The following is a 24,987-nucleotide window of genomic DNA, read 5'->3' as shown; positions in this document are numbered from 1 at the left end:
GGAGATTCGTCATGCATCGCCGCCATTTCCTGCTCGCGTCTGCTTCCGTCGCGGCCAGCTTGCCGTTCGCCGGGCGTCTGTTCGCTGCGCCAGCACCCTCGCCACGTCTACTGGTCGTGTTCCTGCGTGGCGGCTACGACAGCAACAACCTGCTGGTGCCGTATGCCAGCGACTTCTACTACGCTTCGCGACCGAGCCTGGCGATCGCGCGTCCAGACCCTGCCAACCTGCAAAGCGCCATTGCATTGGATACGCAATGGGGCTTGAATCCACGCTTGCGCGACACCTTGCTGCCGCTGTGGAACGATAAGCACTTGGCATTCGTGCCGTTTGCCGGCACCGACGATCTGTCGCGCAGCCATTTCGAAACCCAGGACAGCATCGAGGCCGGGCAACCGGCGGGACGGCGCAGCGACTACCGGACCGGATTTCTGGCGCGTCTGTCGCAGGTAGCCACCGGCATGCCGTCGATCGCCTTCACCGATTCCCTCCCGCTGAGTTTCCAGGGCGGTCGCGATATTCCCAATCTCTCGCTCAAGCGTAATCCGACGCCTGCTTTCGACCAGCGTCAGGCCGACATCCTGGCCGGGATGTACCACGGCACACCGCTGGCCAGCGCCGCGCACGATGGCCTGGTGCTGCGTCAGCAGGTTTCGCAGGCACTGCGCGACGAGATGCAGCAAGCCAACCGCGGTGCCGCCAGTGCGCGCACCTTCGCCGAGGAGACCCGCCGTATCGCCACGCTGATGCGCGAGCGCTATCGGCTCGGCTTCGTCGACGTCGGCGGTTGGGACACGCATGTCAACCAGGGCAGTACCGATGGCGCGCTGGCCGACAACCTGACCAACCTGTCCGAAGGTTTGACCGCCTACGCCGATACGCTCGGCCCGGAATGGCGCAACACCGTGGTGGTGGTGCTGTCAGAGTTCGGCCGTACTTTCCGCGAGAACGGCAACAAGGGGACCGATCATGGCCACGGCACCACCTATTGGGTGATGGGCGGTGCGATCAATGGCGGTCGCATCGCTGGCGAACAGGTGGCGGTGAGCAAGGACAGTTTGTTCCAGGATCGCGACTATCCGGTGTTGACCAATTATCGTGATCTGTTCGCCGGACTGCTTGGGCGCATGTGGGGGCTGTCGCTGACACAACTGCAGACGGTGTTCCCGCAGGCGCATGCACGGGATCTGGCGCTGGTTTGATCGATGCAGGCCGTCCGCTTAGAGTCGCTAATAAAACGACGGCGTCGCCGCCGGACGGGCGCGGGCACTGCTCGGAATCCTCATGCACCACCTGTACGCTACTACGGCTCCTGCGCGCTGTCCGCGCCCACCCGACAGCGACTGGCGACGTTTTGTTAGCTTCTCTTAGTTAGTCGGTGGCGAACGGTGAGGGGCCATAGAACCGTTGCAGGTGCGCGGCCACATCGGGCATCGCGCGCTGCAACCGTTGCGGTGCGCAGAAGTGGTATTCGCTGACCACGGCAAAGAATTCTTCCGGCGCCTCGGCGGCGTAGGCGTCGATTTCGCTCGCGCGACCGCGGTCCACACGTTTGCAGAAGGCGTCGTAGTTGCGTTGAAAATCCGCTGCCCACTGTCGCTGCCATGTGCGCGGCAACAGGGGCGTGCCATCCAGTACGCCGTCGAGCGCATCGAGCTTGTGGGCCATCTCGTGCACCGCCACGCAGTAGCCGGCACGCGGATCGTCCAGGTCGGCTTGCACGTCTGCCCAAGACAGGATCAGTGGACCGTTATCCCAGGATTCGCCGATCAATTCGTCTTCCCATTCGTGTAGCACCCCTGCGGCATCGACGTGGCTGCGTTGCACCCGGAACGCATTCGGATACACCAGCAACTGCGACCAGCCGTGCAGGCCGCTCGCACCGAACTCCAGCAGTGGCAGACAGCACAACGCAGCGAGCACGCTGCATTGGGGTGCATCCAATTGCAGGCCACCTAGCGGCGAGATGGTTTTGCGATGCAGGAATTCGGTGGCGAGCCCGCGCAGGCGCTGTTCGCGCGGGGTATCCAGCGACGCCACCCATGCACAACGATGCCGGACTTCCCTCCATAGCGTCTCGTCTATGGCTGCACGCGCCGGCCATCGCGCACGCAGCCAGCGTGAGATCAGCGGAACATCCCCGGCAGGAAGCTGTGCCACTTGGGCATGCGCAGATGCGGCATTAGGTCGCCGCCACCGCCATCGGATGCGCTGGGCTTGTCGGTAGCGGCGCGCGCGCGCGGCGCGGTTGCCGGGCGTATCTGCGCCTCGTCCATATCGGTCGCGTCGTTGTAGGCGCAGTCGCTGTGTTGCTTGTCGGCCATCGCATTGGACGCGTGAGCGACAACGAGCAGAAACGGCAGCAAGATCAGACAGGGCAGTAGACGGCGCATCGTCGGCATCCGGTGCGGGCGGCGGTGACCGTCGATTCTAACGCGATTTTCACCTGCTGCATGGAACCGCGCTGAGCGTTCCCGCATACTTTTCCGCTCCTAGGTCGCGCCCTGACGGGTGCCAGGATTGAAACGAGGCGATGGAACCTGCGTTGGACGAGCGCGAACTACTGGCCCGGCTCAGCCAAGGCCGTCTTTCCGGCGATGCCCTGGCCCGCTCGTGCGGGTTGACCCGGGCTGCAGTGTGGAAGCGGATCCAGGCACTGCGCGCAGCTGGCGTGGAGATCGATGGTCGCGCCGGCGAAGGCTATGGCCTGGCGCGGCCGTTGGAGTTGCTCGATGTCCAGGCCATCCGCGCTGGGCTGGTCCCGGCGGCACACGAAGAGCTGGCCAGCCTGGAGGTCGCCTGGACCCTGGTGTCCAGCAACACGACCCTGCTGGCGCGGCCGGTCCCGGCACATGGCTGCGAGGTGCTGCTGGCCGAACGCCAGACCGGTGGCCGTGGGCGCCGTGGCCGGGGCTGGGCTTCGCCGCTGGCGGCGCATCTGTACTTGTCCGTGGCCCGTGGTTTCCAGGGGGGGCTGGGGCGGCTGGGCGGCTTGAGTCTGGCCGCTGGTGTGGCCGTGGCCGAGGCACTGCATGCCGCCGGTTTCGCCACGGTCGGGCTGAAATGGCCGAATGACCTGCTCGCCGACGGCTGCAAGCTGGGTGGTCTGCTGGTGGAAGGGGGGGGCGAATTCGCCGGGCCGGCGCGCGCGGTGATCGGCCTGGGCTTGAATGTGCGCATGCCTGTGGCCAGCGCTGCGGCGATCGATCAACCCTGGACCGATCTCACCACGCTGGCCGCCGCGACGGTATCGCGCAACGCCATCGCTGCGGTCGTGGTGTCGCATCTGCTGCCAGCGCTGGCGCTGTTCGATGCCCAGGGTCTGGCGCCGTTCCTGCCGCGCTATGCCGCGCTGGACCTGTTGGCCGGGCGCGCGGTGCGTATCGACGATGGTGGTGTGGCGCACGAGGGAGTGGCGCTTGGGTTGGCCGAGGATGGCGCGTTGCGGGTGGCGTTCGCCGATGGCGAACGGCCGCTGCATGCCGGTGATGTCAGCGTGAGGCCGGTATGAGCGATTGGTTGTTCGACCTGGGCAATTCGCGTTTCAAATTCGCCGCGTTGGAGCACGGCCATGTAGGGACGGTGCAGGCCTGGCCGCACGGCGCCGAGGCGATGGAGATGGCGGCGGTGGCGGCCTTGCCACGCGGCGCGACCGCGTATGTCGCCAGTGTCGCGGCACCCGCCCTGACGGCCGTGGTGTTGGAGGCGCTGGAGGCCCGCTTTGCACAGGTGCAGGTAGTGCGGACGGCGGCAGTCTGCGCCGGCGTGCGCATTGCCTATGCGCAGCCGCGTTCTTTGGGTGTGGATCGTTTTCTGGCGTTGCTCGCCGCGCATGGCCAAGGCGACGTGCTGGTGGTCGGTGTCGGTACCGCGTTGACCATCGACCTGCTCGATCGCGATGGCCTGCACCGTGGCGGCCGCATTGCACCGTCTCCGACCACGATGCGTCAAGCCCTGCAACACCGCGCCGCGCAACTGCCGGCCGACGGCGGCGCATATCACGAATTCGCCGCCGACACCGCCGATGCATTGGCGTCGGGGTGCGATGGCGCCGCGCTGGCGCTGATCGAGCGTAGCCTGCAATATGCCGATGCGTTGCTGGGGCGGTGGCCAAGGCTACTGTTGCATGGCGGGGGCGTATCGACCCTGTTGCACGCGCTGCCGACGGCGGAGCTGCGTCCTTCGCTGGTCCTCGAGGGACTGGCGCTGTGGGTGCAGGCGCATGCTGTAACCAGGGACGCTCGGTAGAATCTGCCCATGCTCGTTCGCGCACTGCTCGTCGTCCTGACCATCCTCAATCTTGGGGTCGCGTTGTGGTGGGCGATGCAACCGCCGGCCCCGCGGACCACTCCGTTGCCGGCATTGCCGGTCGGGGTGGCGACATTGCAATTGGTGCAGCCGCCATTCGCTGTGGCACCTGCACAGCGTTCTGAATCCCCGGCGGCGAGTGTCACAACGGCTGGAGACGCCACGCTGCCGGTGCCGTCGGCGCCTGCGGTGTTCGCTGGCACCGAGAAGACGGTCGCTGCCGGCGCCGCTGCGGTTCCGTCGCCTTCGGCCGCTGCCGCTACGGAACAAGCGGTTGCGACGCCTGCGCCCGCCGCACCTGTCTGTCTGAGCCTGGGGCCCTATGCGGACCGCGCCGCCGCCGAGGCCGCACTTGCCGCGGTGCCGGCGACGCAGGCGCATCCGCACCTGCGTGAGTCCACCGACAGCGGTACCACCACGTTCCGTGTGTTGCTGCCGGTCATCGGTGGCGAGGACGGCCTCAGGGTCGCCGCCGAGCGCATCGCCGCCGCGGGCATTCGCGATTACTACCCGATTCGCCAGGGCGAGACCGGCAACGCCATCGCCCTGGGCCAGTACCGCAGCCGCGAAGGCGCCGAACGGCGCCTCGTCGAACTGGCCCGCTCCGGCGTCAACGCCGACCTGATTCCCGGCAGCGGCCGCACGCACTGGTGGCTGGACTTGCGTGCCGACTCCGCAGCGCAGGCGGCGATGCTGCGCTGGCACCTGGGTCGTGTGCGGCAACGCCCGTTGGATTGCGCCACGTTGCGCTAGAATAGCGCGTGCAGCTCACCACCGCGCGCCAACCGGGCATACTGCGCCCTCTCGCACGTGGTTGGTTCTTCATTGCCGCTTTAGCTCAGTCGGTAGAGCAACTGATTTGTAATCAGTAGGTCGTCCGTTCGATTCGGACAAGCGGCACCATACCCCCCTTTTTCGGCCACCGCCAAAGCTCCCCGTAGCGACACGATTTCTTGCGTAATCAGTGAGTTACTGGAGGCGTGAATTCCGTTCTGACCCGCAGTGACCCGTATCGAAAGGCACACGGGCACACGGAAAGGCACACAATGGGGTCATGGCATCCATCCGACCCCTTGGCAATCCGATACCGCGTGTTCGTCAAAGTAGACGGTCGGCGCGCGACCAGAGTGTTCGACACGAAGCGCGCGGCGCTTGCATGGGCACAGACAGGAGGCAGTGCTGACCGGCACGCCTTCGGGCGGTGCGGGGGCGTACATCGACGTGTTCGGCTACACCTATGAGCGTTGAGTAGGGAAACCCCGACCCCACGACGCGGTGATCCCTGATTGAGCCGGGGAGCCGTCTACGCGATCTTGCGCATGGCGGACGCGGGGCCATAGATGGCCGCTCAACCCGCGTGGCGCTTGAGCAGCGCCGAGCCGGCTTGTGCCGGCATGCTTGCATCAGAACCCCAGCGATGAAGTTAGCGATGGCCGCTTAGCTCCACTTTTGACGATTGCTAAAAATAGGGGGAGATTACCGCTCTTGGTTGTCTACAAAATGCTGGCATGTCCAGTGTAGCTCGCAATGCGTTGCTGCTATTGGGTGAGTAGGTTTTTCATGGACGAATACTTCAGCCCGCCCCGTCGTAGCATCTGGTCGAGACGTAATGGCGCTTCAACCGTCGCTTCGATCTGGCCGCCCTGGTGCTGCGACTGCTGGTGGCCGCAGCACGGATCACGTCATGGCCCGAACGTCACTTGTGCGATGTGCCGCTCTTCCCCGCTGAAGTAGCGGGCTAATCAGGAAAGTATTTCTTCTGGCTATGGTTGAATTTCTGAAAATAAACCACTGGAGTTTTATGAAAAGCGTAATCATTTCAGTGTGTTTTTTGGGCCCTTTATTTTTTTCGTCTATTGCTGATGCGCAAGTTGTTGCCAAAAGCTGCGAGGGGTGCAGTGAAAAGCAGTTGTTTCAAGTCGTTGCTAAATGTAGTGCCGGTAGTACTTATGTTGCGGATTTTTCTAATAATGCACTCTATAACGCTTGTTCGTATATTGATGTTAATGATGTTAAGCCTTATACTCGCACGCCTGCGGTTCAGTATAATGCGGTCAATCAGGATTATCAGAGAGTCTTCAATGATTATCATCAGGTTTACATCAATAATGGTCGATCACTTGGTTACACTGCTTACCTTCATGGCACTCTATCTGTATCGTCTTCCCAAGACTATTTTATGAGTCGCTATGTCTCCATCTTTTTGGATTCACTTATTTCAACCGCTCAAGCGCAAAGCTCTTCCAGTGATAATGGCTATATTAACGCTTATGATACCGTAGTGTCGGTGCAGGCGAACCAGAACGTGATTAATCGCTTGACAAGTCAGGCTTTCAGTGCGCCGTCGCTATCTGAAGCAAACCCCGGATTTGGTCCTGGCCTTGTCGGGGCAATAGCTCAACTAGAAAACGCTTTTAACTCAAGTCTCATAAATTTCAGTAATTTTAATGCGACTTACATCGTTGAATTTCCCGACGGTAGTCAGCGCACTTATCGGGTTGATTTTCAGGCCCATAGCTACGCTGCTGTTCCGGGGACCGCTCGTGATTCTCACGGCAATATAATTGCAGAAAACAAGGCAATGGTCAGCAATGGAAGTTCCATCGCAAGGTATAATTTCACAGGTGATCCTGGTTATGACCGAACAAATTTTATTCATCTGGCTCAGGGCTTTGGGGCCCAGGGTGATTTTAGTCAGGCGATGAACTGGGCTGGTGCAGAATGTTTCTGGGATGGTACAACGCTCAGTTGCTCGGAGAGTAGGTAGTGTCAGGGATAAATAATTTATGGGTCTTTATTCTTTGGATTCTGCCTTTGTTGTATGTATGTTTTTCGCGAAAGTCTGTGGGGCGTGTTAAATTTATTTGGATAGTTCTTGTTTTCTTTTTTTCATACTTTGCATTAATATTTTATATTTTATCAAGGCCGCGCAACGTCAATCGGGATTGATTTTATAAGGGCCGCCCTGCCATTTAGGGCGGCCCTCTTTAGGGGGCTGAATAATTCCAAATTTCGAGGTTTAAACCGCCCTGGCTTTCCCGGAGGCTGTTTGGTTTGAGTCACGCTGCTTCGCGCAGCGCGGGCTGTTGCCGATAGTAAGCCGCCTCGGCTTGCGCTGGCGGTATGTTCCCGCTCGGCCCCAGCAGTCGTTGGTGGTTGGGTAATCCCCTCAGTGTTGGATCACCGCAACCTGACGTCTGAACTGCCGGCGGACTTGATCGAGAGCCTGTTTGGCAAATCGACCCCGATGCGCGACTGATGCAGTGCCGGAGGCCGAAACTGAATGGCGTTTGGGTTCATTCACCTGAAATCCACAGTCGTGACGGCACATTCGCTCGCAGGCGGTAGCGCGGCGGCGCCCATCGTCATGGCCCAGACCATCTTCGATTGCAAGAGGAATTCCCGATGAAGCGACTGACTACCCTGATGATGCTGACCCTGTTCTGCGCTGGCCTGCTGAGCGGCTGCAACACTGTCGCTGGTGCCGGCAAGGATATGCAGAAGGCCGGCGAGAAGGTGGAGGACAAGGCCCAGGATTGCAGCGCGGGCAAGTGCTGAGTGTCTCGGTCATGCGCGGCGGCAGACTGTTGCGCACGACCGGTACACGATTCCGCGCGGTGATAGTGCCGCGTTCCATGACCAAGTAAGGAGTGAATTTTATGAAGCGTACGTTTGCGTGGATGCTGTTGGCGATCTTCTCGGCGGGCCTGCTGTCCGCTTGCAACACCGTTGCCGGTGCCGGCAAGGATGTGCAGAAGGCTGGCGAGAAAGTCGAAGACGCGGCTGCCAAGAAGAACTGAGCGGCGGACTCGACGATGAAAACGGGTCGGCTTGCCGGCCCGTTTTTTTGTCATGGGCCTGGTCTCTTGCGTGGCAAGCAAGACTATGGCTAGACGCGATGCGCTGCCGCGTTGGCGCCGCGATTGAATCGGTCACGCGCCGGAACGCGCGCGTGCGCTGCGGTTAAACTCGTCGGGTTTCCCTCGGCTTCCATTCCGCATGACCACCCGCGTTCTCACCGGCATTACCACCTCTGGCACGCCGCATTTGGGCAACTACGTCGGCGCGATCCGTCCTGCGCTGCAGGCCAGCCGGCGTCCCGGCATCGAGAGTTTCTTTTTTCTGGCCGACCTGCACAGCTTGATCAAGGCGCAGGACCCGATGCGTACCCAACGCTCGACGCTGGAGATCGCCGCCACCTGGCTGGCCGCCGGCCTGGATCCGGCCCAGGTATGGTTCTATCGCCAGTCGGACGTGCCGGAGACCAATGAGCTGACCTGGTTCCTGACGTGCGTCGCCAGCAAGGGCATCCTCAACCGTGCGCATGCCTACAAGGCCGCGGTCGACAAGAACCGCGCCGATGGCGAAGACGAGGATGCTGGCGTGACGGCGGGCTTGTTCATGTATCCGGTGCTGATGGCCGCCGACATCCTGCTGTTCAAGGCACAGCAAGTGCCGGTGGGCCGCGACCAGATCCAGCACATCGAGATGGCGCGCGATTTTGCCCAGCGCTTCAACCATGTTTATGGTCGCGACTATTTCACTTTGCCCGATGCGCTGATCGACGAACAGGTGGCGACGCTGCCGGGACTGGACGGTCGCAAGATGAGCAAGAGCTACGACAACACCATCCCGTTGTTCGCGCCGTGCGAAGAACTGAAGAAGCGCGTGTTCGCCATCGTGACCGATTCGCGCGCGCCCGGTGTGCCGAAGGACACCGAGGGTTCGGCGTTGTTCCAGCTGTACCAAGCCTTCGCCAATGTCGAGGAGACTGCCGCGTTCGCGCAAGCCTTCGCCGACGGCATCGGTTGGGGCGAGGCCAAGCAGCAGCTGTTCGAGCGCATCGATGTCGAGATCGCGCCGATGCGCGAGCGCTATGACGCGTTGATGGCGCGCCCGGAGGCGATCGAAGCGACCTTGCGCGACAACGCGCAGCGCTTGCGCGCGCGTTACGCCACGCCGTTCCTGGCCGAATTGCGGCATGCGGTGGGATTGCGCGATTTATCGCAGCGCGACGCCGTACCGAACGCGACGGCCACTAAACAGGCGCTACCGAGTTTCAAGCAGTACCGCGAAGGTGACGGTCAGTTCTATTTCAAGTTGCTTGATGGCGAGGGCACGTTGTTGTTGCAGAGTACGGGCTTCGCTTCGCCGCGCGATGCTGGGCAGACCATCGCCGCACTCAAGCAGGTTACGCAGGCCGATGCGCTGCAGGCGATCCCGGTCGTCCTGGTGGCACCCGCCGAAACGGCAATGCAGGCGTTGCAGCGTCTGCGTGAGGCGGGGTGATCGCAGCGTCTGTCTGGCAGCGGAGTCGGCCCCGATGCGGAAGTCGGATCGGGGTTGAAGCCTCGCCTTAAAATGGGTGTTTCTGCTGCGTTGGGTTGGGCTGTCAATGCCACCCATGCGGCCTAGAATGGGCCTTTCGCACAGCCACTGTCTTACGCCATGCCACGCGATCCCAGCATTCATCTCGTCGATACCGGTTTCCAGCGCGCGCAGTTCGATGCTGCCTATCTGATGGTGGAGCAGGGGCGCGGAGCTTTCGTCGATTGCGGTACCAGTCATGCCGTACCGGTGTTGCTGCACGCGCTGAAGTGCGCTGGCCTGGCGCCGGACGAGGTGGACTGGCTGATCCTCACGCATGTCCATCTGGATCATGCTGGTGGCGCCGGTGCGCTGCTGCAGCGACTGCCGAATGCGCGCCTGTTGGTGCATCCGCGCGGCGCGTCGCACATGATCGATCCGGCGCGGCTGATCGCGGGCGCCACGGCGGTGTACGGCGAGGAGGAGATGGCGCGCAGTTATGGCAGCATCGTGCCGGTACCGGCCGAGCGCGTGGTCGTTGCCGAGGATGGTCATCGGTTGCGGTTGGGCGCGCGCGAATTGCTGTGTATCGATACGCCCGGCCATGCCCGCCATCATCTGTGTGTGGGGGATGCGCGTAGCCGCAGCTGGTTCACCGGCGATACCTTCGGGCTGTCCTACCGTGAATTGGACAGCGCGCGCGGTGCGTTCGCGATTCCGACGTCCTCGCCGGTGCAGTTCGAGCCGGAAGCAATGCGCGTCTCGATCCAGCGCATCCTCGATTACGTGCCGCAGACCCTGTATCTGACGCACTACGGCCCTGTGGAAGGCGCGGCGCCGCTGGCGGCGGAGCTGTTCGAACAACTCGATGCGATGGTCGCGATTGCCCGTGGCTGCGACGGCCGTCCTGATCGTCATCGTTGTCTGGTTGCCGCATTGACCGCGTTGTACCTGGAGCGCGCACGCATGCACGGTTGCTCGCTGGACGATGCCGGAGTGGAGCGCGTGCTGCACATGGACATCGAACTCAATGCGCAGGGGCTGGGGTGTTGGTTGGATCGTCTGGCAGGTTGAGTGGCGCCATGCGCGCTGCGCAGGTAATGATCTCACCGCGCTCTGTCTGCCGGCGCCGTCACGTTCTACACTGTGCTGCCCACTCGTCGTCAGGTCGTGATCGTGAACCCGATGCGCATGTTGCTGCTGTCCGCCGCTCTGTTCATGGGAGGTGCCGCACAGGCCGCCAACGATGCGTCAGTTGGAGAAGGCGGCAGCGAGATAGATGCCGCGGTGCCATCGGCCTATGATTCGGACGAGTGCGGTGGATCCGTCCCACTAGGCTAGAAAGCCATCGCCTCTGGCCATCTTCGTTCGGTCGCCTCCCTGCTCCCTGCTGCTTGGCCAAGCAGTAGTCGCCCCCCGGCGAGGACCGAAGGAGGGCTCTCGCCGAAGTGCTGCGTCGACCGGCTCAGGCAGTGGTGGAAATCAGACCGCCCACGATGCCCTGGTTGAGCAGATCGCCGACGACGGCACCCGTCAGGTTGGGATTTTCTTTAAGCGCGGACGACAATGCCGGGGTCAACGTGTTCTGGCCAGTGAACACGCCTGATGCGTTATAGATGCCGGGTGTCGACGGAGGGTTCCCGATGCCATCCAGAATGCCCTGGGAGTAAGACTGGTTTGCCTGATTTTGGTTCAGGTCGGGCGAGGTGCCGTCGGCCGAACCAGCACTGACGATGGTATTGAACAGACCGGCCGCAGTGTAGGTGAGGCCCTGTTCGGCAGGCGAAGAAGTGCCGAGGCTGAGGATCACCGACGCATCCGATGACAGCGAGACGGCTTGCTGCACGGCCGCAGTGTCATTGCTTGCCTGGACCGTGTTACCGAACGGGTTCGTTGTAGCGGTGGCGAATGGGTTTGGTGCGCTACCTACCGACGGCAGTGAAGTATCGATGCTGGCCATGGTAGTTCCGAAATGAAGGATATAGGGCTGAAATACGCCCATGACAATGAATGGATTATTAATGGATGGATGGTGAGTCGGCAGACCCGGCGAGGGCTGGGAAGGCGCCGGTCTGGCATCGTCGCCAGACCGGTCCAGTGCTTTTGTGTTGCTGGCCTGGAACGTGTGATGTACTTCGAAAAGTTGACTGCGAAGTTATCTGGAGTGCGTTGAGACAAGGCCAGTCACGTAAGTTTGGCGCGCGCCAATATGGCGTACCGTCGGGCTGGCCGTCAGTGCCACGCTGCATGCGTCGCGCGGGTTGACTTGGCCATGGCAAGGACGGCATCAGCAGCATCGCGCTAGGCACGGCGGATGACCAACGCATCTGGCTTCAACGTGCGTCGTCACAAGCCCTAGAATTCGAGGCCATCTTCTTCGTTCATGTCGTTTGCGTATGTCATCTCTGTTCGCTTCGGTTGCTCCTGCGCGCGCGAGGCTTTCCGCGGCTGTTGGTCTGTTGTGCAAGTTCTGGCCGGTGCGGCGGTGATCTCGGTGGCGAGGACATGGCGATGAGCGTTGCCGAGCACGACTTGCGGCGCGGTGTATGGATGACTGCTGCGACCTTCGCGCTGTGGGGCGTGGCGCCGCTGTATTGGCATTTGCTCAAGGCGGTGCCGTCTGCGCATATCATCGCCCACCGCGTTGTGTGGAGCGCCATGTTGGTGGTGGCCTGGCTGCTGTACAGCGCACGCCTGCAGTGGTGGCGGCGCATCGCCGCGCAACCGCGTGCGCTGGTCACGCTTGCGTTCAGCAGCTTGGCGATCGCCTTCAACTGGGGCCTGTACATTTGGGCGATCAATGCCGGGCATGTGATCGAGAGCAGCCTTGGTTATTTCATCAGTCCGCTGGTCAACGTGTTGCTTGGGGTATTGGTGTTGCATGAACGCCTGCGTCGGCTGCAATGGTTGGCGGTGGCCTGTGCTGCGCTCGGTGTGGCTTGGCTCACTGTCGATGCAGGCACGCCGCCTTGGGTCGCGCTGGGTCTGGCCTGCTCGTTCGGACTGTACAGCCTGCTGCGCAAGCTGGCGCACGTGGATGCGGTGGCTGGATTGGGCGTGGAAAGCGTGTATCTGTTCCTGCCGGCCCTGGGCTTCGTGCTCTGGGGCGAGGCCGGTCACGGCGGCGGGTTTTTGGGCGCCTGGGGCTGGCGCGACGACGTGCTGTTGATATGCGGCGGTGCGGTCACGGCGGCGCCGCTGATCGGTTTCGCCTATGGGGTGCGGCGCATTCCATTGTCGCTGATCGGATTGCTTCAGTACATCTCGCCAAGTTTGCAGTTGCTGCTGGGTGTTTGGTTTTTCGGTGAGCCCTTCGATGCTGACCGAGCGCTGGGCTTTGCTGCGATCTGGATCGGGCTGCTGCTGTTCGCTGGCGAGAGCGTGTGGCGCTCGGGGATCGGGCGGCGCCGCGGAGCGGCATAGAGGGTCGATACGGATGATCGCGGGAGGCGATTCTGCGCTCAACTTCGGCTGGTGTTCACGGTCGGGGTGACGGTGAACTGCTGGGTCGCATCCACGCGTGGCGGCAGCGGCTGCGGACAGTCGCCGTCGTGGCGTGGCGCTGGTAATTCGGCGAACCAGTCTTCTATCGTTGGCGCCAGTAGATCCAGCCGCATCGGCAGGCTCAGGTGATTCTCGCCGGGCATCTCCAGGTAGTGCGCACGCGGCGCGTCCAGTGCCAGCAATCGGCCGTGCGCAACCGGGATATGTTGGTCGGCACTGCCATGCAGCAGTAGCACGCAGGCGGTTGCGATGCGTGCTGCGGCGGTGACGTCGACTTGGTCCAGATTCAGCGCCAGACGTTGATTGGCGCTGGCGATCACCGCGTCCAGGTTTTGATCGCCATAGCGCCACCGCGCCAGATCCATCGCGGCGCTGGCCATCCAGCCGCGCGGGTGACTGGCGAGCATGTGCGGGATCATGTCGCGGATACCGCGGCCTGCGTTGGCGAAGGACTCCAGCGCCACCACACCCTCGACCGCGTTGCCGAGCTTTTGCGCGGCGAACAATGCGGTGGCCGCGCCGTAGGACACCCCGAACAGGTAGACAGGCCCCTGCACTTCGCCGCGCGCGCGCAGGGCGTGGATCGCCGCGACCACGTCATCGGATTCGCGGGTGCCGTAGCCGGCCGGCCCGCCGCCGGAACGACCGTGGTTGCGCAGGTCGATGCTGATGCTGCGGTAGCCAGCTTGAGCCAGATCCAGCGACCATGGCAGCAGCGAGTCGCCGTCCATCATCCAGCCGTGCAACAGCACCACGGTGCCGCGCGGCGCTAAGTGTGTCCCGGGCACCGGTGTCGCCACGTCCATCGCGAAGTCGGCGTGTTCGTGGCCGTTGGCGTTGCGACTGGCGTGTTCGTAGCGGTAGCGCATGCGGTAATCGCCTGGGTCGATCGCGCGCCAGAAGATCGGGATGCCGCCCGGCACCACCACGTGTCCGCTGCGATTGGGGAGGGTCGCCAGCAGGCTTTGGATGCGTTCCTCGTCCATCAGCGGCGATACGCCACCCGGTGCGACCAGACGGTCGCTCAGCGAGGTGGAGGAGCAGGCGCCCAGGCACACGCTGGCGCAGAGGACAAGCAACAGGCACAGGCGCGACGACATGGCGGTAACGGAAATTGAAACAAATGGCTGCGCAGGCTACTCCCTGGGAGGGGGGCTGCTCTACCGTGTTTTCATGACCAAAAGATGACGCATCGCCTATTGGGCCAGGCCGTGAGCACGATCTTGGACCCCGCGCCGGGTCGCTGGAGCGCGCCCAGGGAGGTGGTGATCGGCAGCCGTGCGGCGCGCAGCGCCGGGAGACGGGGCGCCGACAAGGCCAATGCCCAGGGCGCATTTCAGCTCCGGTCCACAGCAGCGTGGCCGTTGGTGGCCGTTGATCGGAATGCTGCGCTTGGCTGAGCGCTGAAGTCGTTACGGCCCTACAATGCCCACACAGGGACCGGCGGTCCCTGTTCGATTCGGTGTTAGCGGAGGACCAGGCAATGGTGCGTGGCGCATTGGGAACCCTACGACTGGACCTGGAGGCGGATATCGACGTCGCCGCCAGAGTGGCCGACGGCGAGGTCGCGTGTCGTGTGCTGCATGCGCGGTCGCCTGATCTGCCGGTCATTGACATCGAAACGTCCGAGTTCAGCGGACTGGAAATGGCTCTGCGCATTCAGCGTCAGCAGTTGCTGGTGCGTGTGGCCATGGTCACTCCCTTTGTCAGTCCGGGCTTGCCGGGCTTGCTGTGGCGCGAGTGGTGGGTCGGTGCGATCCGTCAGGTGTATCGCGGGGCCGCGCGCGCGATCCAAAATTGGCACTGGACGCTTGGTCCGAGCGAGGCAGATTCATACAACCACCGCGAGCGTCGGGTTCTGCGCCTTGCCGGCGAAGGTGCCATGGCCCGCGACATGACAGCCACGCCCGGTTTCTTGTGTGCCACCGGGGGCAATTGTTTGTTCGAGGCGATCGGCAATTGGCGTCGGCAACTGTATCGAAGCGGCGCGGCTGGCGCTTCACAAGGAGGCGATATGATTCGATCTGGGTTTGCTCTTGGAACTCATCTGGCGGTTTGCGCATGATCCCGCATTTTGGTCTTGGTCCGGAGGACGACGGGCCTTCTCTCTCTCCGCGCGTCGACGTCATGTCCTGCGCGACGATCAATCGCTATGGCGTGCCGCTGGCGTTGCTGTTGTTGATCGGGATCAGTGCCGCGCTGTTGTTGGGGAGTCAGCGCTTTCTCGCCGATGCCGCTTCGGTGGAGCGCAGCAACCAGGTCGTTGCCGGGATCAATGTCCTGCAATTCAACCTCAGCGATTGCGACGCCGCGTTGCGCGGTTTCCTGCTGCTGGATGACAACGAGGATCTGGTCGATTTCCACCGTTGCGAGCAGTCCCTGCCGTCGCGTCTGCAACAACTCTCCACCCGGCTGCAGGACAATCCCGCGCAATTGTCGCGACTGCGTTTGGTTCAGGCCCAGATCCGCGAACGCATGCAAATCAGTGAGCATGCGATCGCGCGCCTTCAGGTCAATGACGCGACGATGCGGCCGGAGATGGCGCGCGTTCGCCAGGCCGGCACGCTGTCGCAGGCCACGCGCCGCAATACGGATGCAATGCTGCACAGCGAGCGCGACCTGCTCGCGACACGCATGCTTGCCACTGCTGATAGCGCCGGCATGCTACGTCTCTTGGCCTTTGGTGGCATCCCCGGCGTGTGCGTGCTCACGCTCTGCTTGTATATGCTGCTGCGCCGCGAAATCGGTCGTCGGACTCAGGCCGAGCGTCTGGGTCATCATGCCAACGCGCTGCTCGTGGGCACTGTGCAGCAAATGCAGCGCACCGAACAGGATCTGCGCACGCTCAACCGCTGCAGTCGCGGGCTACAGAGTTGCGTGCAGCAAGATGAAGCGGTCGAGGTCGCACGGCAGGCGCTCGAGCGCCTGCTCGGTGCGGCTGGGTGCAGCGTGTACTGCACCGATGCTGCTGGCGAGCAGGTGGTGTGTGTCGCCCATTGGGGCATGGACGCGGCATGTGCGCCATCGCTGTCGCTGGAACGTTGCGAGAGTCTATGCCGACGCGCTACCCAGGTGATGCAGCCCGGCGCAACGTCGCTGTGTGCACAAACCTCCGATGTCATCTGCGACCCCGCGCAAGCGCTTTACGGCGCTTGTGTGCCGATGATCGTACAGGGCGAACGGCTGGGGATGATCCATCTGTCCAGCCCCAACCTTGCCGTGCTGGAGCGGCTGAACCTGGTCGAGGTGGTGGCCGAGCAACTGGCGATGGCGCTGCATAATCTGCATTTGCGCCATCGCCTGCGCACGCAGTCGATTCGTGATCCGCTGACCGGGCTGTATAACCGGCGCTATCTGGAGGAGTCGCTGCTGCGCGAACTATCGCGCTGTGCGCGTCGGGATCTGCCGTTGGCACTGATGATGTTGGATTTGGACCATTTCAAGGCGCTCAACGACCGCTTTGGTCATGCTGGCGGCGACGCGTTGTTGGCTTCCTTCGGCCAGTTGCTGGGGGGGCTGGTGCGACCGGAAGATATCGCCTGCCGTTACGGTGGCGAGGAGTTCACGGTGATTCTCCCGGGGGCCGCCGCAGACGTTGCGCAACGACGCGCCGAACAGATTCGCGCGGCGGTCGAGCAGATGCAGGTACAGCATCATGGGCAAATGCTGCCCTCGATCACGGTGTCGATCGGCGTGGCGGCTTATCCGGAGCATGGCAGTACCGGCGAGGAACTGCTGTGCTGCGCCGACGCAGCGCTTTACTGTGGCAAGCGTAGCGGTCGCAATCGAGTCGCATCGGCTGTGACCGAGCGGAACGTGAACGACAATCGCCAGCTTGCGTCATCGTAGGCGTTACCGTGCGTTGTGCGACTATGTCCGCTCGGGTGTTGCCGTTGGCCTAGCCACTGCTGCGCCGCGTGCCATGCTTGCGAACACGTCGTCCCGGCGTATCCAGGCATGGAACAGCGCCGCGCACAGATGGCCCAACACCGTGGCGAACAGTAGATAACCCAGCCAGCCATGCGCGCAACGCAGCCCCGCGTACAGCGCCGGGTTGTGCGAGACGATCGCTGGCAGGTGTACGCCCGCCCATAGCACGATCGGATAGCCGCCAGCCGAGAGCATCGCCCAGCCCAACAGCGGCATCGCCAGCATCAGCGCATACAGCAAGCCGTGCGAGGCATGTGCGGCGATCTTTTGCCAGCGCGGCAGGTCGGCTGGTAGCGGCGGTGGGCGGTGCCGCAGACGGTTGCCCAGGCGTACCAGCGCCAGCAGCCCGATGGCGATGCCCAGCGGGCGGTGCAGGTCGAGCAGCCAGGGTCGCTGCGACACCGAGGCAACCATGCCGACGCCGACGAACAGCATGGTCAGAATCATCGCCGCCATCAGCCAGTGCAGCACGCGCGCGGTAAGGTTGAAGTGTTCGGATCGGTTGCTAGGGTTCATTGTGCAGTTCCTTTTTGGCCGATGGCATCCGGTGCCTGGCCGCGAGCGATCTCGCGCTCGCGGCGGTTGAACGACTGTGCGTAGACCGCCGATCGCGCAGCCAGAATCGGGTCGCCGGAGCCAGCGATGCCGTGCGGCAGGATCAGTGGGTCGTAGTTGAGATCGCGGCATGGGCCGGTGGCTTGCGGTTCGGCATGGTCGAGCACCAGCGTGCCGGCAACCACATTCTGCCGCGTCGGTGGCCAGGAGCGCGACGGATCTTCGATTGGATCGCCGGGTGCGGCCACGGTTATCACCAAGTCCCAGCGCAGCGGGCCGTGCGCCAGCCGCGTCTGCAGATCCTCGCCGAGAAAATTCGCATCGACCAGCGCGCGCTGCGCCGCCGACAAGGGCACGAACGGAGTATGCGGGCGCATCGACCAGCGCACGTAGCGGCTGCTGCCATCGGCCGCGGTGAAGCGGAAGGCGTTGACGCTGTTGTACTCGGTATTGGCCCAACTGTTCGACCATGGTGCGCTCATGGCCCATGCTTGGAACATGTGCGCTTCCGGATAGCGTTGCAGGAACGCGGCCATCTTCGCGGGATCCGGTTTGCCGGTTGCCGGGTCGGGCTGTGACGCCTGGATCTGTGCCATGAAGCCTTCCGGCGTGGCGACCACGAAGAACGGAAAGTTGTTCATCGCCATGCGCCATTCCTGGCCGTCGTCGCTGCGCAACTGCAGGGCCATGCTGCGCACTCGCGCTTGGCCATCGGCCCCGTGCGGGTCGCTGCCGCCAATCGACAGGCGGCCCAGTACCGGTACCGAGGCTTGGGCGAACACCCTCGCTTCGGACAAGGCCTGACCTTGGCCATTGCTCTCGAAGTGGCCGCTGACGCAGACCCCCTTGTTGTGTGCGCGGCGGAAGCCGGGATGCGGTGGACCACCGGCTTCGAGGGCATCGGTCATGTGCTGGGCGGTTAGCCGTTGCGGTCCGCCGAGCCAGCCTGCGCTCCAGGCGAAGGCGGCGGCGAGTGCAACGGCGATCGTGGCGATGCCAGCCAGCGCCAGCCAGGGGCGTTGCGGCGGCGTCGGATCGGGGTGGGGCATGTGCAGCTCCTGTGGTGATGGGGGTGACCTGGCTGGATGGCGCAATGACGTTGTGTCGCAGTCGTGCCTACGACAAAGCCATGCCAGTGGCGACGCGGCATTCGGGCCCCGTTTTACACCGATTCGGACGAACGCATGGCGACAATTGCTTCATCCGTGCCGATGTCTGCACTTCGCGCATGATCGATTGCCTGCCATCGTGTTGCGGTACGCTGGTGCAAAGCCGGTGGCGGATATCGCCCGGTGCCTGGGGTTGCTGGTAACGCGCCGGCTTGTTCAAGCCGCGGTGCGGATCGGCGTCAAGGCGGCATCGGGTCGGGTGCAATCGTCAGCAGCAGGCTAGGGCAACGGTGGCTGTTGTTTCGTTCGGGTCGACATCGGCAGCCGTTTTTGATCGGCGTCGCCACTGCCGGGCGTCGGTGGGCGTTCTGCCAGCATCAGCGACAGCGCAGCCTTGGCCATCATGTGCGCGCTGATCGGTGCGGTGATGAACAAGAACGCGGTGATCAACAACTCGCGTGGCTGCGGGTCTTGCCCCAGGAACAGGTGATAGCCCACCGAGGCAAGCAGGATGCAGCCCACGCCCAGTGTGCTGGCCGTGGTCGGCGCGTGTAGGCGCTTGAAGAAGTCCGACAGTCTCACCAGCCCCAGCGCACCGATCAGGATGAAAAAGCAGCCGACGATCAGCAGTAACGCCAGCGCGATGTGCAGCAAGGCGTTCATTCGACGATGTCCCGACGCAGTACGTATTTGCTCAACACCACGGTACTGCCGAAGCCGAGCATGGCAATAATCAACGCCGCTTCGAAATACACCGGCGAATCCAGGTACATGCCCAATAGCATCACTTCGGCGATCGCGGTGATCGATAGCATATCCAGTGCCAGGATACGGTCGGGCAGGGTCGGGCCGCGCAGCAGCCGCCACAGCGCCAGCAGCATCGCCAGGGCCACCATGTGCATGCACACGACGATGGTGGTGTCGATGAACATGTCGTGGGTCATGGGAAGATCTCCATCAATGGCGCCTCGTAGCGCGTCTTGATTTGTCGGATCAGACGCTCGGCATCGTCCAGGTGCAGCACATGCACCAGCAGGTATTTGCGGTCGTCCGACAACGCCGCCGAAACCGTGCCTGGGGTCAGGGTAATCATGCTGGTCAGTGCGGCGATGCCGTGGATGTTGGCGATATCCAGTGGCACCCAGACGAAGCCGGGGTGGATCAGTGTCTGCGGTCCTAGCACTTGCAGCGCGACCATCACATTGGAACGCACGATGTCCCAGGCCGCCACGCACAGCATCCTCGGCACCGGACGCAGCGTGCCGATGCGAGCGAACTCGCGGTCCAGGCGCGCGGCGAACAGCGGCACCGCCACGCCGAGTCCGCCGCCGAGCAAGAGTTGACTGGGGCTGACGCTGTCGCTCATCAGTAGCCAAAACGTGGTGACGGTGAGACTCAGCGGCCAGGACGGGAACAGCCTGCGCGACCAGGAGGAACGGACCATCTCAGGGCTCCCGCAGAACTGGTGCCGTGGCGCGCAACTGGGTGACGTAAGCGGATGGACGCAACACCTGCGCGGCGATGGCGTCGGTGTAGCGCAGCAGCGGTTCGGCTGCCAACGTCATGGTCATGCCGTAGCCGAGTAGCAGCAAGGTGGCGGCGATTTCCAGCCGCCGCCCCAGCGCCATGCGCGGGACGGGGATGAGCGCTGGCAACTGCGCAGTGCCGTGATCGACCGTGTTCTGGTGGCTGGGCACGTGCCAGAACAGTCGCACACCGCTGCGGCTCAGGCCCGTGATGACCATCAGGCTGCTAAGCAACACCGTGGTCCATACCGGGGCAGTGAGCGCCGCTGGCGTGGCGCCGAGCAGTGCGACCTTGGCCAGGAAACCGGACAGTGGCGGCAGCCCGGCCACCGAGATCGCCGCGATCAGGAATAGCAGCCCTGACAGCGTTTTCTCCGGCAGCGTGGCGATGCGGCTCTTGCGGTCGCCTGCATGGCCGCCACGCCGCCGGATCAGCTCGGCGATCATGAACAGTGCCGCGGCCACGAAGCTACTGTGCGCCAGGTAGTACAGGCCCGCGCTGAGCATGCCGGGTCGCTGCAACGCGAAGGCGACAAACAGCGTCGCCGCCGACACGATCACCAGGTAGCCGATCAACACCCGCAGGCGCACCGCCGCCAGCACGCCGAGCGCACCCAGCAGCAGCGTGGCCAGGCCCAGCCACAGCAGCCAGTCGCCGCCGTAACCATGCAGCATCGGCGCCTGGCTGCCGAGCATCAGCGTACTGACCCGCAACATCGCATACAGGCCAACCTTGGTCATGATCACGCACAGCGCCGCGACGGCTGCCGGCGCCCGCGCATAGGTTTCCGGCAACCACAGATACAACGGTAGCAATGCGGCCTTGGCGCAGAACACCACCAACAACAGGCCGATTGCGGCTTTGATCAACGCCACGTTCTGCGCCGGTGCCTGCGACACGCGTTGCGATAACTCGGCCATGTTCAGCGAGCCGAGCAGTGCGTACAGCAACCCCAGCGCGATCAGGAACACGGTGGAGGACGTGACGTTGAACACCACGTAATGGAACCCAGCACGCAGGCGCAGGCCGCGACCGCCACTGAGCAGCAGGCCGTAGGAGGCGATCAACATCACCTCGAAGAACACGAACAGATTGAAGATATCGCCTGTCAGGAATGCGCCGTTGAGGCCGACCAACTGGAACTGGAACAGCGCATGGAAATGCGGCGCACGTCGATCCCAACCCGCGCAGGCGTGCAGCAGGCAAGCGGCGGCGAGCAAGGTGGTGGTCGCCAGCATCCACGCCGACAGGCGGTCGGCCATCAGCACGATGCCCAGCCGCGCCGGCCAGTCGCCCAGCAGATAGGCGTGGACCTGACCGTCGCCGACCTGCGCGCACAGCGTGGTCACCGCTGCGGCCAGCGCCGCCAGCGCGGTCCACGCCAGCAGGCGCTGCAACCTGCGGCCGGCGCGACGCCGCTCCAGGAACAACGACAACCCGGCACCGAGCAATGGAATCAGAATCGGCAGGATCAGCACATGGCTCATGGCGCATTCTCCTCGTCCTGATCCGCGCGCGCATCGACATGATCGCTGTGGTTGTCGCCACGGTTGCGCAGCGCCAGCACGATGCTCAGCGCCGTCATCGCGAAGGCGATCACGATCGCGGTCAACACCAGCGCCTGCGGCAGCGGATCGGCATGTTCGGCCAGGGTCGGCGCGATGCCGTCGCGCAGCACCGGCGGCCTGCCCTGTTTCAGCCGACCGCCAGCGAAGATCAGCAGGTTGGTGGCGTAGGACAGTACGGTCATGCCCAGGATGACATCGAAGCTGCGCGCGCGCAGCAGCAGATACACTCCCACCGCCGTCAGCACGCCGATCGCGCTCGCCAAGGCCAGCTCCATCAGTGCATTTCCCCGGTGATGGCCGAGCGTCGCGTCGGGTCGATGCGCCCGCGATGTGCCTCGCGCATGCGCGATGGCATGATCGTGCCCAACATCGACAGGATCAGCATGGTGCCGCCGAACACCGCCAGAAACACACCGGTATCGAAACCCAGCGCGCTGGTCAACGACACCTCGCCGATCAGTGGCAGCGGCAAGTCGAGGTGGCCGCTGGTCAGCAATGGCGCGCCGAACAACAGCGCGCCCATGCCGCTGAGTGCTGCCAGCACCAGGCCCAGCGCGATGCAGCGGATGTAGTCCAAGCCGAAGCGCGACTCCACCGAAGCGGCGCCCTGGATCACGTACTGCATCAGCAGCGGCACTGCCAGCACCAGCCCGGCGATAAACCCGCCACCGGGCGCGTTGTGTCCGCGCAGAAACAAAAAGATCGACACGGTGAGGGTGAGTGGGAACAACAATTGGGTCAGATCGGCCGGCACCGGCAGCGTGATCGGTGGGCCGGGCATGAGGGTTTCGGGCGCCATCCGCACACCTCGCAACAGCGCGTGCACCACCAGCGCGGCGATCGCGAACACGCTGATTTCGCCGAAGGTATCCAAGCCACGGAAGTCCACCAGGATCACGTTGACCACATTGCGTCCATACGCCTGCGGCAGCGCGCGTTGCAGCAGTTCGCCGGCCATGCTCGACGCCGGGCGGGTCATCACCGCATACGCCAGCAGGGCCATGCCGACACCGGCGGCGATCGCCAGTGCCGCATCGCGCAACTGCGGCCAGCGCCGTGGTTCCGGCGGCGACACATTGGGCAAGTAGTGCAGCCCCAGCAGCATCAACACCAGGGTGACCATTTCCACCAGCAATTGGGTCAGTGCCAGATCCGGTGCCGATAGGAACACGAAGACCAGGCTCACGCCCAATCCGCTGCCACCGACCACCACCACGGCCAGCAGGCGCTGGCGATACAGGCGCAGCGTGGCCAATGCGCTGCCGACGATCAACCACCACAGCGCCCATCCCAGCGGCGGCATCGGCTGCGGTGGTGTCCACGACGGCCATGGCGGCGGCGTCGCGACGAACGGCGCCGCCGCGACCACCACGGCGGCCAACAGCAAACAGCGCAGGCTGCGCTGCAGGCGGCCATTGACGAGTAGCCGGGTGGCGCGCGCGGCCAAGGTTGACAATGTCTGCATATGCCAGTGGAACAGGCGTTTGCCCAGCGAACGGCGCACCTCGGTGTATAACGCCGTCAGTCGGCGCAGGCCGAAGTACAGCGTCACCCCGCCGATCACGCCTGCGAGGCTCATCGCCAGTGGCGCGTTCCAGCCGTGCCACAGCGCCAGGCTGTAGTCGGGTAGGGCGTCGCCGAGGATCGCGCTGGCGGCGCTGCGCAACACCGGCGCCACGGTCAGCGCCGGTACGGTGCCGACCGCTACGCAGACCAACACCAGGATCGCCACTGGAATCTTCATCCAACGCGGCGGCTCATGCGGCATCGTCCGCAGGTCGCGTGGCCCTTCGCCGAAGAACGTCTCGTAGACGAAGCGCAGGCTGTAGGCCACACCGAACACGCCGGCCAGCAGCGCCGCGCTGGCGATGAACACGCGCATCGCTGCCGGTCCGTTGGCGCCCAGCGCCTCGGCGAAGAACATTTCCTTGGACAGAAAACCGTTGAGCAGCGGGATACCGGCCATTGCCAGTGCGGCGATGATCGCCAGCGTGCTGGTGATCGGCATCCAGCGGCGCAGCGCGCCGAGCCGGCGCATGTCGCGGGTGTGGGTCTCGTGGTCGATGATGCCCGCAGCCATGAACAACGAGGCTTTGAATACGGCGTGATTGAGCATGTGGAAGACGCCAGCGACCACCGCCATCGGCGTGGACAACCCGAACAGCATGGTGATCAAGCCCAGATGCGAGATTGTCGAATACGCCAGCAGGCCTTTCAGATCGTGCTGGAAGATCGCCAACCAGGCGCCCGTGAGCAGGGTGATCGCACCGATGCCGCTGACCGTGTAGAAGAACAATGCGCTGCCGGCCAGCGCCGGATGCAGCCGCGCCAGCAGGAAGACGCCTGCCTTGACCATCGTCGCCGAATGCAGATATGCCGACACCGGCGTTGGCGCCGCCATCGCCTGCGGCAGCCAGAAATGCAGCGGGAACTGCGCGCTCTTGCTGAAGATGCCGAGCAGGATCAACCCCAGTGCCCACGGATACAGCGCGCTGGCGCGGATCGTCTGACCGGCGGCGAGTACGGCGTCGAGCTGATAACTGCCGACGATGCGACCGAGCAGCAGCACGCCACCGAGCAACGCCAGGCCGCCGCCGCCGGTGATCACCAGGGCCATCTGCGCGCCGTCACGCGCGTCCTTCCGATGCGACCAGAAGCCGATCAACAGGAACGAACTGATGCTGGTCAATTCCCAGAACACCATCAGCAGCAGCAGATTGCCGGCCAGCACCATGCCCAGCATCGCGCCCATGAATAACAGTAGGTAGGCATAGAAGCGCGCCGCGTTCTCGCGCGCGCTCAGGTAGTAGTGCGCATACATCACCACCAGCGTGCCGATGGCCAGCACCAGCCCGGCGAACATCCAGGCCAGGCCATCCAGGCGCAGCGAAAACTGCAGCCCGATCTGCGGCAGCCAGGCGTGATCGCTGCGGACGATGTCGCCTTGCAGGACAGTCGTGGTCAACGTGCCCAACAGCACCAGCCCGGCCAGTGGTGCGATCGCCGCGACCCAGGCCAGCACAGCCCGTGTTCGATGGCGCAAGACGACCACGCTGGCCGCTATCAGGAACGGCAGGGCCAACAGGATGATGAGGATGGGCATCATGCAGGGAATGCGCGATTCGCGTGCAGAGGACCGAGTGTAACAGGCAGGTTATGGCGCTGACCGAGGTTGGAGT

At 63.6% G+C, this 24,987-nt stretch carries 23 protein-coding genes, 1 tRNA gene, 1 other RNA gene and 2 pseudogenes; 15 read left to right on the top strand and 12 right to left on the bottom strand.

Features of this window, described 5'->3' with window-relative positions:
- Positions 1–11: 11 nt before the first annotated feature.
- Both XalbCFBP2523_RS05385 and XalbCFBP2523_RS05380 read left to right on the top strand, forming a co-directional pair.
- Positions 12–1,202 (top strand): DUF1501 domain-containing protein, encoded by a 1,191-nt coding sequence (locus tag XalbCFBP2523_RS05385; protein ID WP_045765111.1) that lies wholly within the window; start codon positions 12–14, stop codon positions 1,200–1,202.
- Between the two features lie 82 nt (positions 1,203–1,284).
- Positions 1,285–1,363, top strand: a non-coding RNA gene (locus XalbCFBP2523_RS05380) — sX9 sRNA.
- Positions 1,364–1,371: 8 nt separating this feature from the next.
- On the opposite strand, the gene XalbCFBP2523_RS05375 is transcribed toward XalbCFBP2523_RS05380, so the two are convergent.
- Positions 1,372–2,160, bottom strand: a complete 789-nt coding sequence (locus tag XalbCFBP2523_RS05375; protein WP_045765112.1) for a M90 family metallopeptidase — start codon at positions 2,158–2,160, stop codon at positions 1,372–1,374.
- On the bottom strand, positions 2,127–2,393 hold the full coding sequence (locus tag XalbCFBP2523_RS05370) for a hypothetical protein (protein ID WP_327196718.1): 267 nt from the start codon (positions 2,391–2,393) through the stop codon (positions 2,127–2,129). Before XalbCFBP2523_RS05370 ends, XalbCFBP2523_RS05375 begins: the two co-directional genes overlap by 34 nt.
- A 140-nt stretch (positions 2,394–2,533) precedes the next feature.
- Between XalbCFBP2523_RS05370 and birA the strand changes: the two genes are divergently transcribed.
- From birA to XalbCFBP2523_RS05320, 10 genes and pseudogenes are all read left to right on the top strand, one after another.
- Positions 2,534–3,511: a bifunctional biotin--[acetyl-CoA-carboxylase] ligase/biotin operon repressor BirA gene (birA, locus tag XalbCFBP2523_RS05365; protein ID WP_104629909.1), complete on the top strand. Its 978-nt coding sequence runs from the start codon at positions 2,534–2,536 to the stop codon at positions 3,509–3,511.
- Complete coding sequence (locus XalbCFBP2523_RS05360) at positions 3,508–4,248, top strand: type III pantothenate kinase (RefSeq protein WP_045765113.1); 741 nt, start codon at positions 3,508–3,510, stop codon at positions 4,246–4,248. The genes birA and XalbCFBP2523_RS05360 overlap by 4 nt, the downstream gene beginning before the upstream one ends.
- 9 nt (positions 4,249–4,257) lie before the next feature.
- Positions 4,258–5,061, top strand: coding sequence for a hypothetical protein (locus tag XalbCFBP2523_RS05355; protein ID WP_045757578.1), 804 nt, complete (start codon positions 4,258–4,260; stop codon positions 5,059–5,061).
- A 74-nt stretch (positions 5,062–5,135) separates the two neighbouring features.
- A tRNA-Thr gene (locus tag XalbCFBP2523_RS05350) sits at positions 5,136–5,211 on the top strand.
- 707 nt (positions 5,212–5,918) lie between these two features.
- Positions 5,919–6,050, top strand: a pseudogene (locus XalbCFBP2523_RS17050) (IS1595 family transposase); the annotation flags it as partial.
- 59 nt (positions 6,051–6,109) lie between these two features.
- Positions 6,110–7,075: a hypothetical protein gene (locus XalbCFBP2523_RS16285; protein WP_155394537.1), complete on the top strand. Its 966-nt coding sequence runs from the start codon at positions 6,110–6,112 to the stop codon at positions 7,073–7,075.
- A 638-nt stretch (positions 7,076–7,713) separates the two neighbouring features.
- Positions 7,714–7,866 (top strand): entericidin A/B family lipoprotein, encoded by a 153-nt coding sequence (locus XalbCFBP2523_RS05335; RefSeq protein WP_012914816.1) that lies wholly within the window; start codon positions 7,714–7,716, stop codon positions 7,864–7,866.
- Positions 7,867–7,988: 122 nt separating this feature from the next.
- The gene (locus XalbCFBP2523_RS05330) at positions 7,989–8,108 is read left to right on the top strand and encodes an entericidin A/B family lipoprotein (RefSeq protein WP_407070999.1); all 120 of its coding nucleotides are present in this window, start codon (positions 7,989–7,991) and stop codon (positions 8,106–8,108) included.
- Between the two features lie 199 nt (positions 8,109–8,307).
- Positions 8,308–9,597, top strand: coding sequence for a tryptophan--tRNA ligase (locus tag XalbCFBP2523_RS05325; RefSeq protein ID WP_045765114.1), 1,290 nt, complete (start codon positions 8,308–8,310; stop codon positions 9,595–9,597).
- Between the two features lie 159 nt (positions 9,598–9,756).
- Complete coding sequence (locus XalbCFBP2523_RS05320) at positions 9,757–10,689, top strand: MBL fold metallo-hydrolase (protein WP_045765115.1); 933 nt, start codon at positions 9,757–9,759, stop codon at positions 10,687–10,689.
- A gap of 391 nt (positions 10,690–11,080) precedes the next feature.
- Here XalbCFBP2523_RS05320 and XalbCFBP2523_RS05310 read toward each other — a convergent pair whose 3' ends face one another.
- On the bottom strand, positions 11,081–11,575 hold the full coding sequence (locus XalbCFBP2523_RS05310; protein WP_045765116.1) for a hypothetical protein: 495 nt from the start codon (positions 11,573–11,575) through the stop codon (positions 11,081–11,083).
- A gap of 551 nt (positions 11,576–12,126) precedes the next feature.
- Between XalbCFBP2523_RS05310 and rarD the strand changes: the two genes are divergently transcribed.
- The gene (rarD, locus tag XalbCFBP2523_RS05305) at positions 12,127–13,038 is read left to right on the top strand and encodes an EamA family transporter RarD (protein ID WP_045765117.1); all 912 of its coding nucleotides are present in this window, start codon (positions 12,127–12,129) and stop codon (positions 13,036–13,038) included.
- Between the two features lie 38 nt (positions 13,039–13,076).
- Here the strand turns inward: rarD and XalbCFBP2523_RS05300 are convergent, their stop codons facing one another.
- Positions 13,077–14,219 (bottom strand): alpha/beta hydrolase family protein, encoded by a 1,143-nt coding sequence (locus tag XalbCFBP2523_RS05300; protein ID WP_045765118.1) that lies wholly within the window; start codon positions 14,217–14,219, stop codon positions 13,077–13,079.
- A 383-nt stretch (positions 14,220–14,602) separates the two neighbouring features.
- Here XalbCFBP2523_RS05300 and XalbCFBP2523_RS05290 point away from each other — a divergent pair.
- A pseudogene (locus XalbCFBP2523_RS05290) lies at positions 14,603–15,137 on the top strand (DNA-binding response regulator).
- Between the two features lie 43 nt (positions 15,138–15,180).
- Positions 15,181–16,968: a GGDEF domain-containing protein gene (locus tag XalbCFBP2523_RS05285; protein WP_230599009.1), complete on the top strand. Its 1,788-nt coding sequence runs from the start codon at positions 15,181–15,183 to the stop codon at positions 16,966–16,968.
- A 21-nt stretch (positions 16,969–16,989) separates the two neighbouring features.
- On the opposite strand, the gene XalbCFBP2523_RS05280 is transcribed toward XalbCFBP2523_RS05285, so the two are convergent.
- The 8 genes from XalbCFBP2523_RS05280 to XalbCFBP2523_RS05245 form a co-directional block, all read right to left on the bottom strand.
- Positions 16,990–17,565, bottom strand: coding sequence for a cytochrome b (locus XalbCFBP2523_RS05280; protein WP_045765121.1), 576 nt, complete (start codon positions 17,563–17,565; stop codon positions 16,990–16,992).
- Positions 17,562–18,653, bottom strand: a complete 1,092-nt coding sequence (locus XalbCFBP2523_RS05275; protein ID WP_012914826.1) for a catalase family peroxidase — start codon at positions 18,651–18,653, stop codon at positions 17,562–17,564. The genes XalbCFBP2523_RS05280 and XalbCFBP2523_RS05275 overlap by 4 nt, the downstream gene beginning before the upstream one ends.
- Positions 18,654–18,992: 339 nt before the next feature.
- Entirely contained in the window at positions 18,993–19,376 is a 384-nt protein-coding gene (locus tag XalbCFBP2523_RS05270) for a Na+/H+ antiporter subunit G (protein WP_045765122.1), read from the bottom strand.
- Positions 19,373–19,657 carry a K+/H+ antiporter subunit F gene (locus XalbCFBP2523_RS05265; protein ID WP_012914828.1) on the bottom strand — a complete coding sequence of 95 codons (285 nt, stop codon included), beginning with the start codon at positions 19,655–19,657 and terminating at the stop codon, positions 19,373–19,375. The genes XalbCFBP2523_RS05270 and XalbCFBP2523_RS05265 overlap by 4 nt, the downstream gene beginning before the upstream one ends.
- Positions 19,654–20,157, bottom strand: coding sequence for a Na+/H+ antiporter subunit E (locus XalbCFBP2523_RS05260; protein ID WP_045765123.1), 504 nt, complete (start codon positions 20,155–20,157; stop codon positions 19,654–19,656). Before XalbCFBP2523_RS05260 ends, XalbCFBP2523_RS05265 begins: the two co-directional genes overlap by 4 nt.
- A 1-nt stretch (position 20,158) precedes the next feature.
- Complete coding sequence (locus tag XalbCFBP2523_RS05255; RefSeq protein ID WP_045765124.1) at positions 20,159–21,727, bottom strand: monovalent cation/H+ antiporter subunit D; 1,569 nt, start codon at positions 21,725–21,727, stop codon at positions 20,159–20,161.
- Positions 21,724–22,083, bottom strand: a complete 360-nt coding sequence (locus XalbCFBP2523_RS05250; RefSeq protein ID WP_045765125.1) for a Na+/H+ antiporter subunit C — start codon at positions 22,081–22,083, stop codon at positions 21,724–21,726. Before XalbCFBP2523_RS05250 ends, XalbCFBP2523_RS05255 begins: the two co-directional genes overlap by 4 nt.
- Entirely contained in the window at positions 22,083–24,914 is a 2,832-nt protein-coding gene (locus tag XalbCFBP2523_RS05245; protein WP_080928028.1) for a monovalent cation/H+ antiporter subunit A, read from the bottom strand. Before XalbCFBP2523_RS05245 ends, XalbCFBP2523_RS05250 begins: the two co-directional genes overlap by 1 nt.
- Between the last annotated feature and the right edge of the window lie 73 nt (positions 24,915–24,987).

It is taken from the genome of Xanthomonas albilineans, from assembly GCF_002939705.1.
GTDB lineage: Bacteria > Pseudomonadota > Gammaproteobacteria > Xanthomonadales > Xanthomonadaceae > Xanthomonas_A > Xanthomonas_A albilineans.
The sequence above is the reverse complement of the archived record's forward strand: the minus strand, read 5'-3'. Positions and strand labels throughout refer to the sequence as shown.

What these genes read in the sequence shown, in the direction of transcription:
- XalbCFBP2523_RS05385 (WP_045765111.1), top strand. Translation starts at nt 12, where the DNA reads ATGCATCGCCGCCATTTCCTGCTCGCGTCTGCTTCCGTCGCGGCCAGC.
- XalbCFBP2523_RS05370 (WP_327196718.1), bottom strand. Translation starts at nt 2,393, where the DNA reads ATGCGCCGTCTACTGCCCTGTCTGATCTTGCTGCCGTTTCTGCTCGTT.
- birA (WP_104629909.1), top strand. Translation starts at nt 2,534, where the DNA reads ATGGAACCTGCGTTGGACGAGCGCGAACTACTGGCCCGGCTCAGCCAA.
- XalbCFBP2523_RS05360 (WP_045765113.1), top strand. Translation starts at nt 3,508, where the DNA reads ATGAGCGATTGGTTGTTCGACCTGGGCAATTCGCGTTTCAAATTCGCC.
- XalbCFBP2523_RS05355 (WP_045757578.1), top strand. Translation starts at nt 4,258, where the DNA reads ATGCTCGTTCGCGCACTGCTCGTCGTCCTGACCATCCTCAATCTTGGG.
- XalbCFBP2523_RS16285 (WP_155394537.1), top strand. Translation starts at nt 6,110, where the DNA reads ATGAAAAGCGTAATCATTTCAGTGTGTTTTTTGGGCCCTTTATTTTTT.
- XalbCFBP2523_RS05335 (WP_012914816.1), top strand. Translation starts at nt 7,714, where the DNA reads ATGAAGCGACTGACTACCCTGATGATGCTGACCCTGTTCTGCGCTGGC.
- XalbCFBP2523_RS05330 (WP_407070999.1), top strand. Translation starts at nt 7,989, where the DNA reads ATGCTGTTGGCGATCTTCTCGGCGGGCCTGCTGTCCGCTTGCAACACC.
- XalbCFBP2523_RS05325 (WP_045765114.1), top strand. Translation starts at nt 8,308, where the DNA reads ATGACCACCCGCGTTCTCACCGGCATTACCACCTCTGGCACGCCGCAT.
- XalbCFBP2523_RS05320 (WP_045765115.1), top strand. Translation starts at nt 9,757, where the DNA reads ATGCCACGCGATCCCAGCATTCATCTCGTCGATACCGGTTTCCAGCGC.
- XalbCFBP2523_RS05310 (WP_045765116.1), bottom strand. Translation starts at nt 11,575, where the DNA reads ATGGCCAGCATCGATACTTCACTGCCGTCGGTAGGTAGCGCACCAAAC.
- rarD (WP_045765117.1), top strand. Translation starts at nt 12,127, where the DNA reads ATGAGCGTTGCCGAGCACGACTTGCGGCGCGGTGTATGGATGACTGCT.
- XalbCFBP2523_RS05300 (WP_045765118.1), bottom strand. Translation starts at nt 14,219, where the DNA reads ATGTCGTCGCGCCTGTGCCTGTTGCTTGTCCTCTGCGCCAGCGTGTGC.
- XalbCFBP2523_RS05285 (WP_230599009.1), top strand. Translation starts at nt 15,181, where the DNA reads ATGATCCCGCATTTTGGTCTTGGTCCGGAGGACGACGGGCCTTCTCTC.
- XalbCFBP2523_RS05280 (WP_045765121.1), bottom strand. Translation starts at nt 17,565, where the DNA reads ATGAACCCTAGCAACCGATCCGAACACTTCAACCTTACCGCGCGCGTG.
- XalbCFBP2523_RS05275 (WP_012914826.1), bottom strand. Translation starts at nt 18,653, where the DNA reads ATGCCCCACCCCGATCCGACGCCGCCGCAACGCCCCTGGCTGGCGCTG.
- XalbCFBP2523_RS05270 (WP_045765122.1), bottom strand. Translation starts at nt 19,376, where the DNA reads ATGAACGCCTTGCTGCACATCGCGCTGGCGTTACTGCTGATCGTCGGC.
- XalbCFBP2523_RS05265 (WP_012914828.1), bottom strand. Translation starts at nt 19,657, where the DNA reads ATGACCCACGACATGTTCATCGACACCACCATCGTCGTGTGCATGCAC.
- XalbCFBP2523_RS05260 (WP_045765123.1), bottom strand. Translation starts at nt 20,157, where the DNA reads ATGGTCCGTTCCTCCTGGTCGCGCAGGCTGTTCCCGTCCTGGCCGCTG.
- XalbCFBP2523_RS05255 (WP_045765124.1), bottom strand. Translation starts at nt 21,727, where the DNA reads ATGAGCCATGTGCTGATCCTGCCGATTCTGATTCCATTGCTCGGTGCC.
- XalbCFBP2523_RS05250 (WP_045765125.1), bottom strand. Translation starts at nt 22,083, where the DNA reads ATGGAGCTGGCCTTGGCGAGCGCGATCGGCGTGCTGACGGCGGTGGGA.
- XalbCFBP2523_RS05245 (WP_080928028.1), bottom strand. Translation starts at nt 24,914, where the DNA reads ATGATGCCCATCCTCATCATCCTGTTGGCCCTGCCGTTCCTGATAGCG.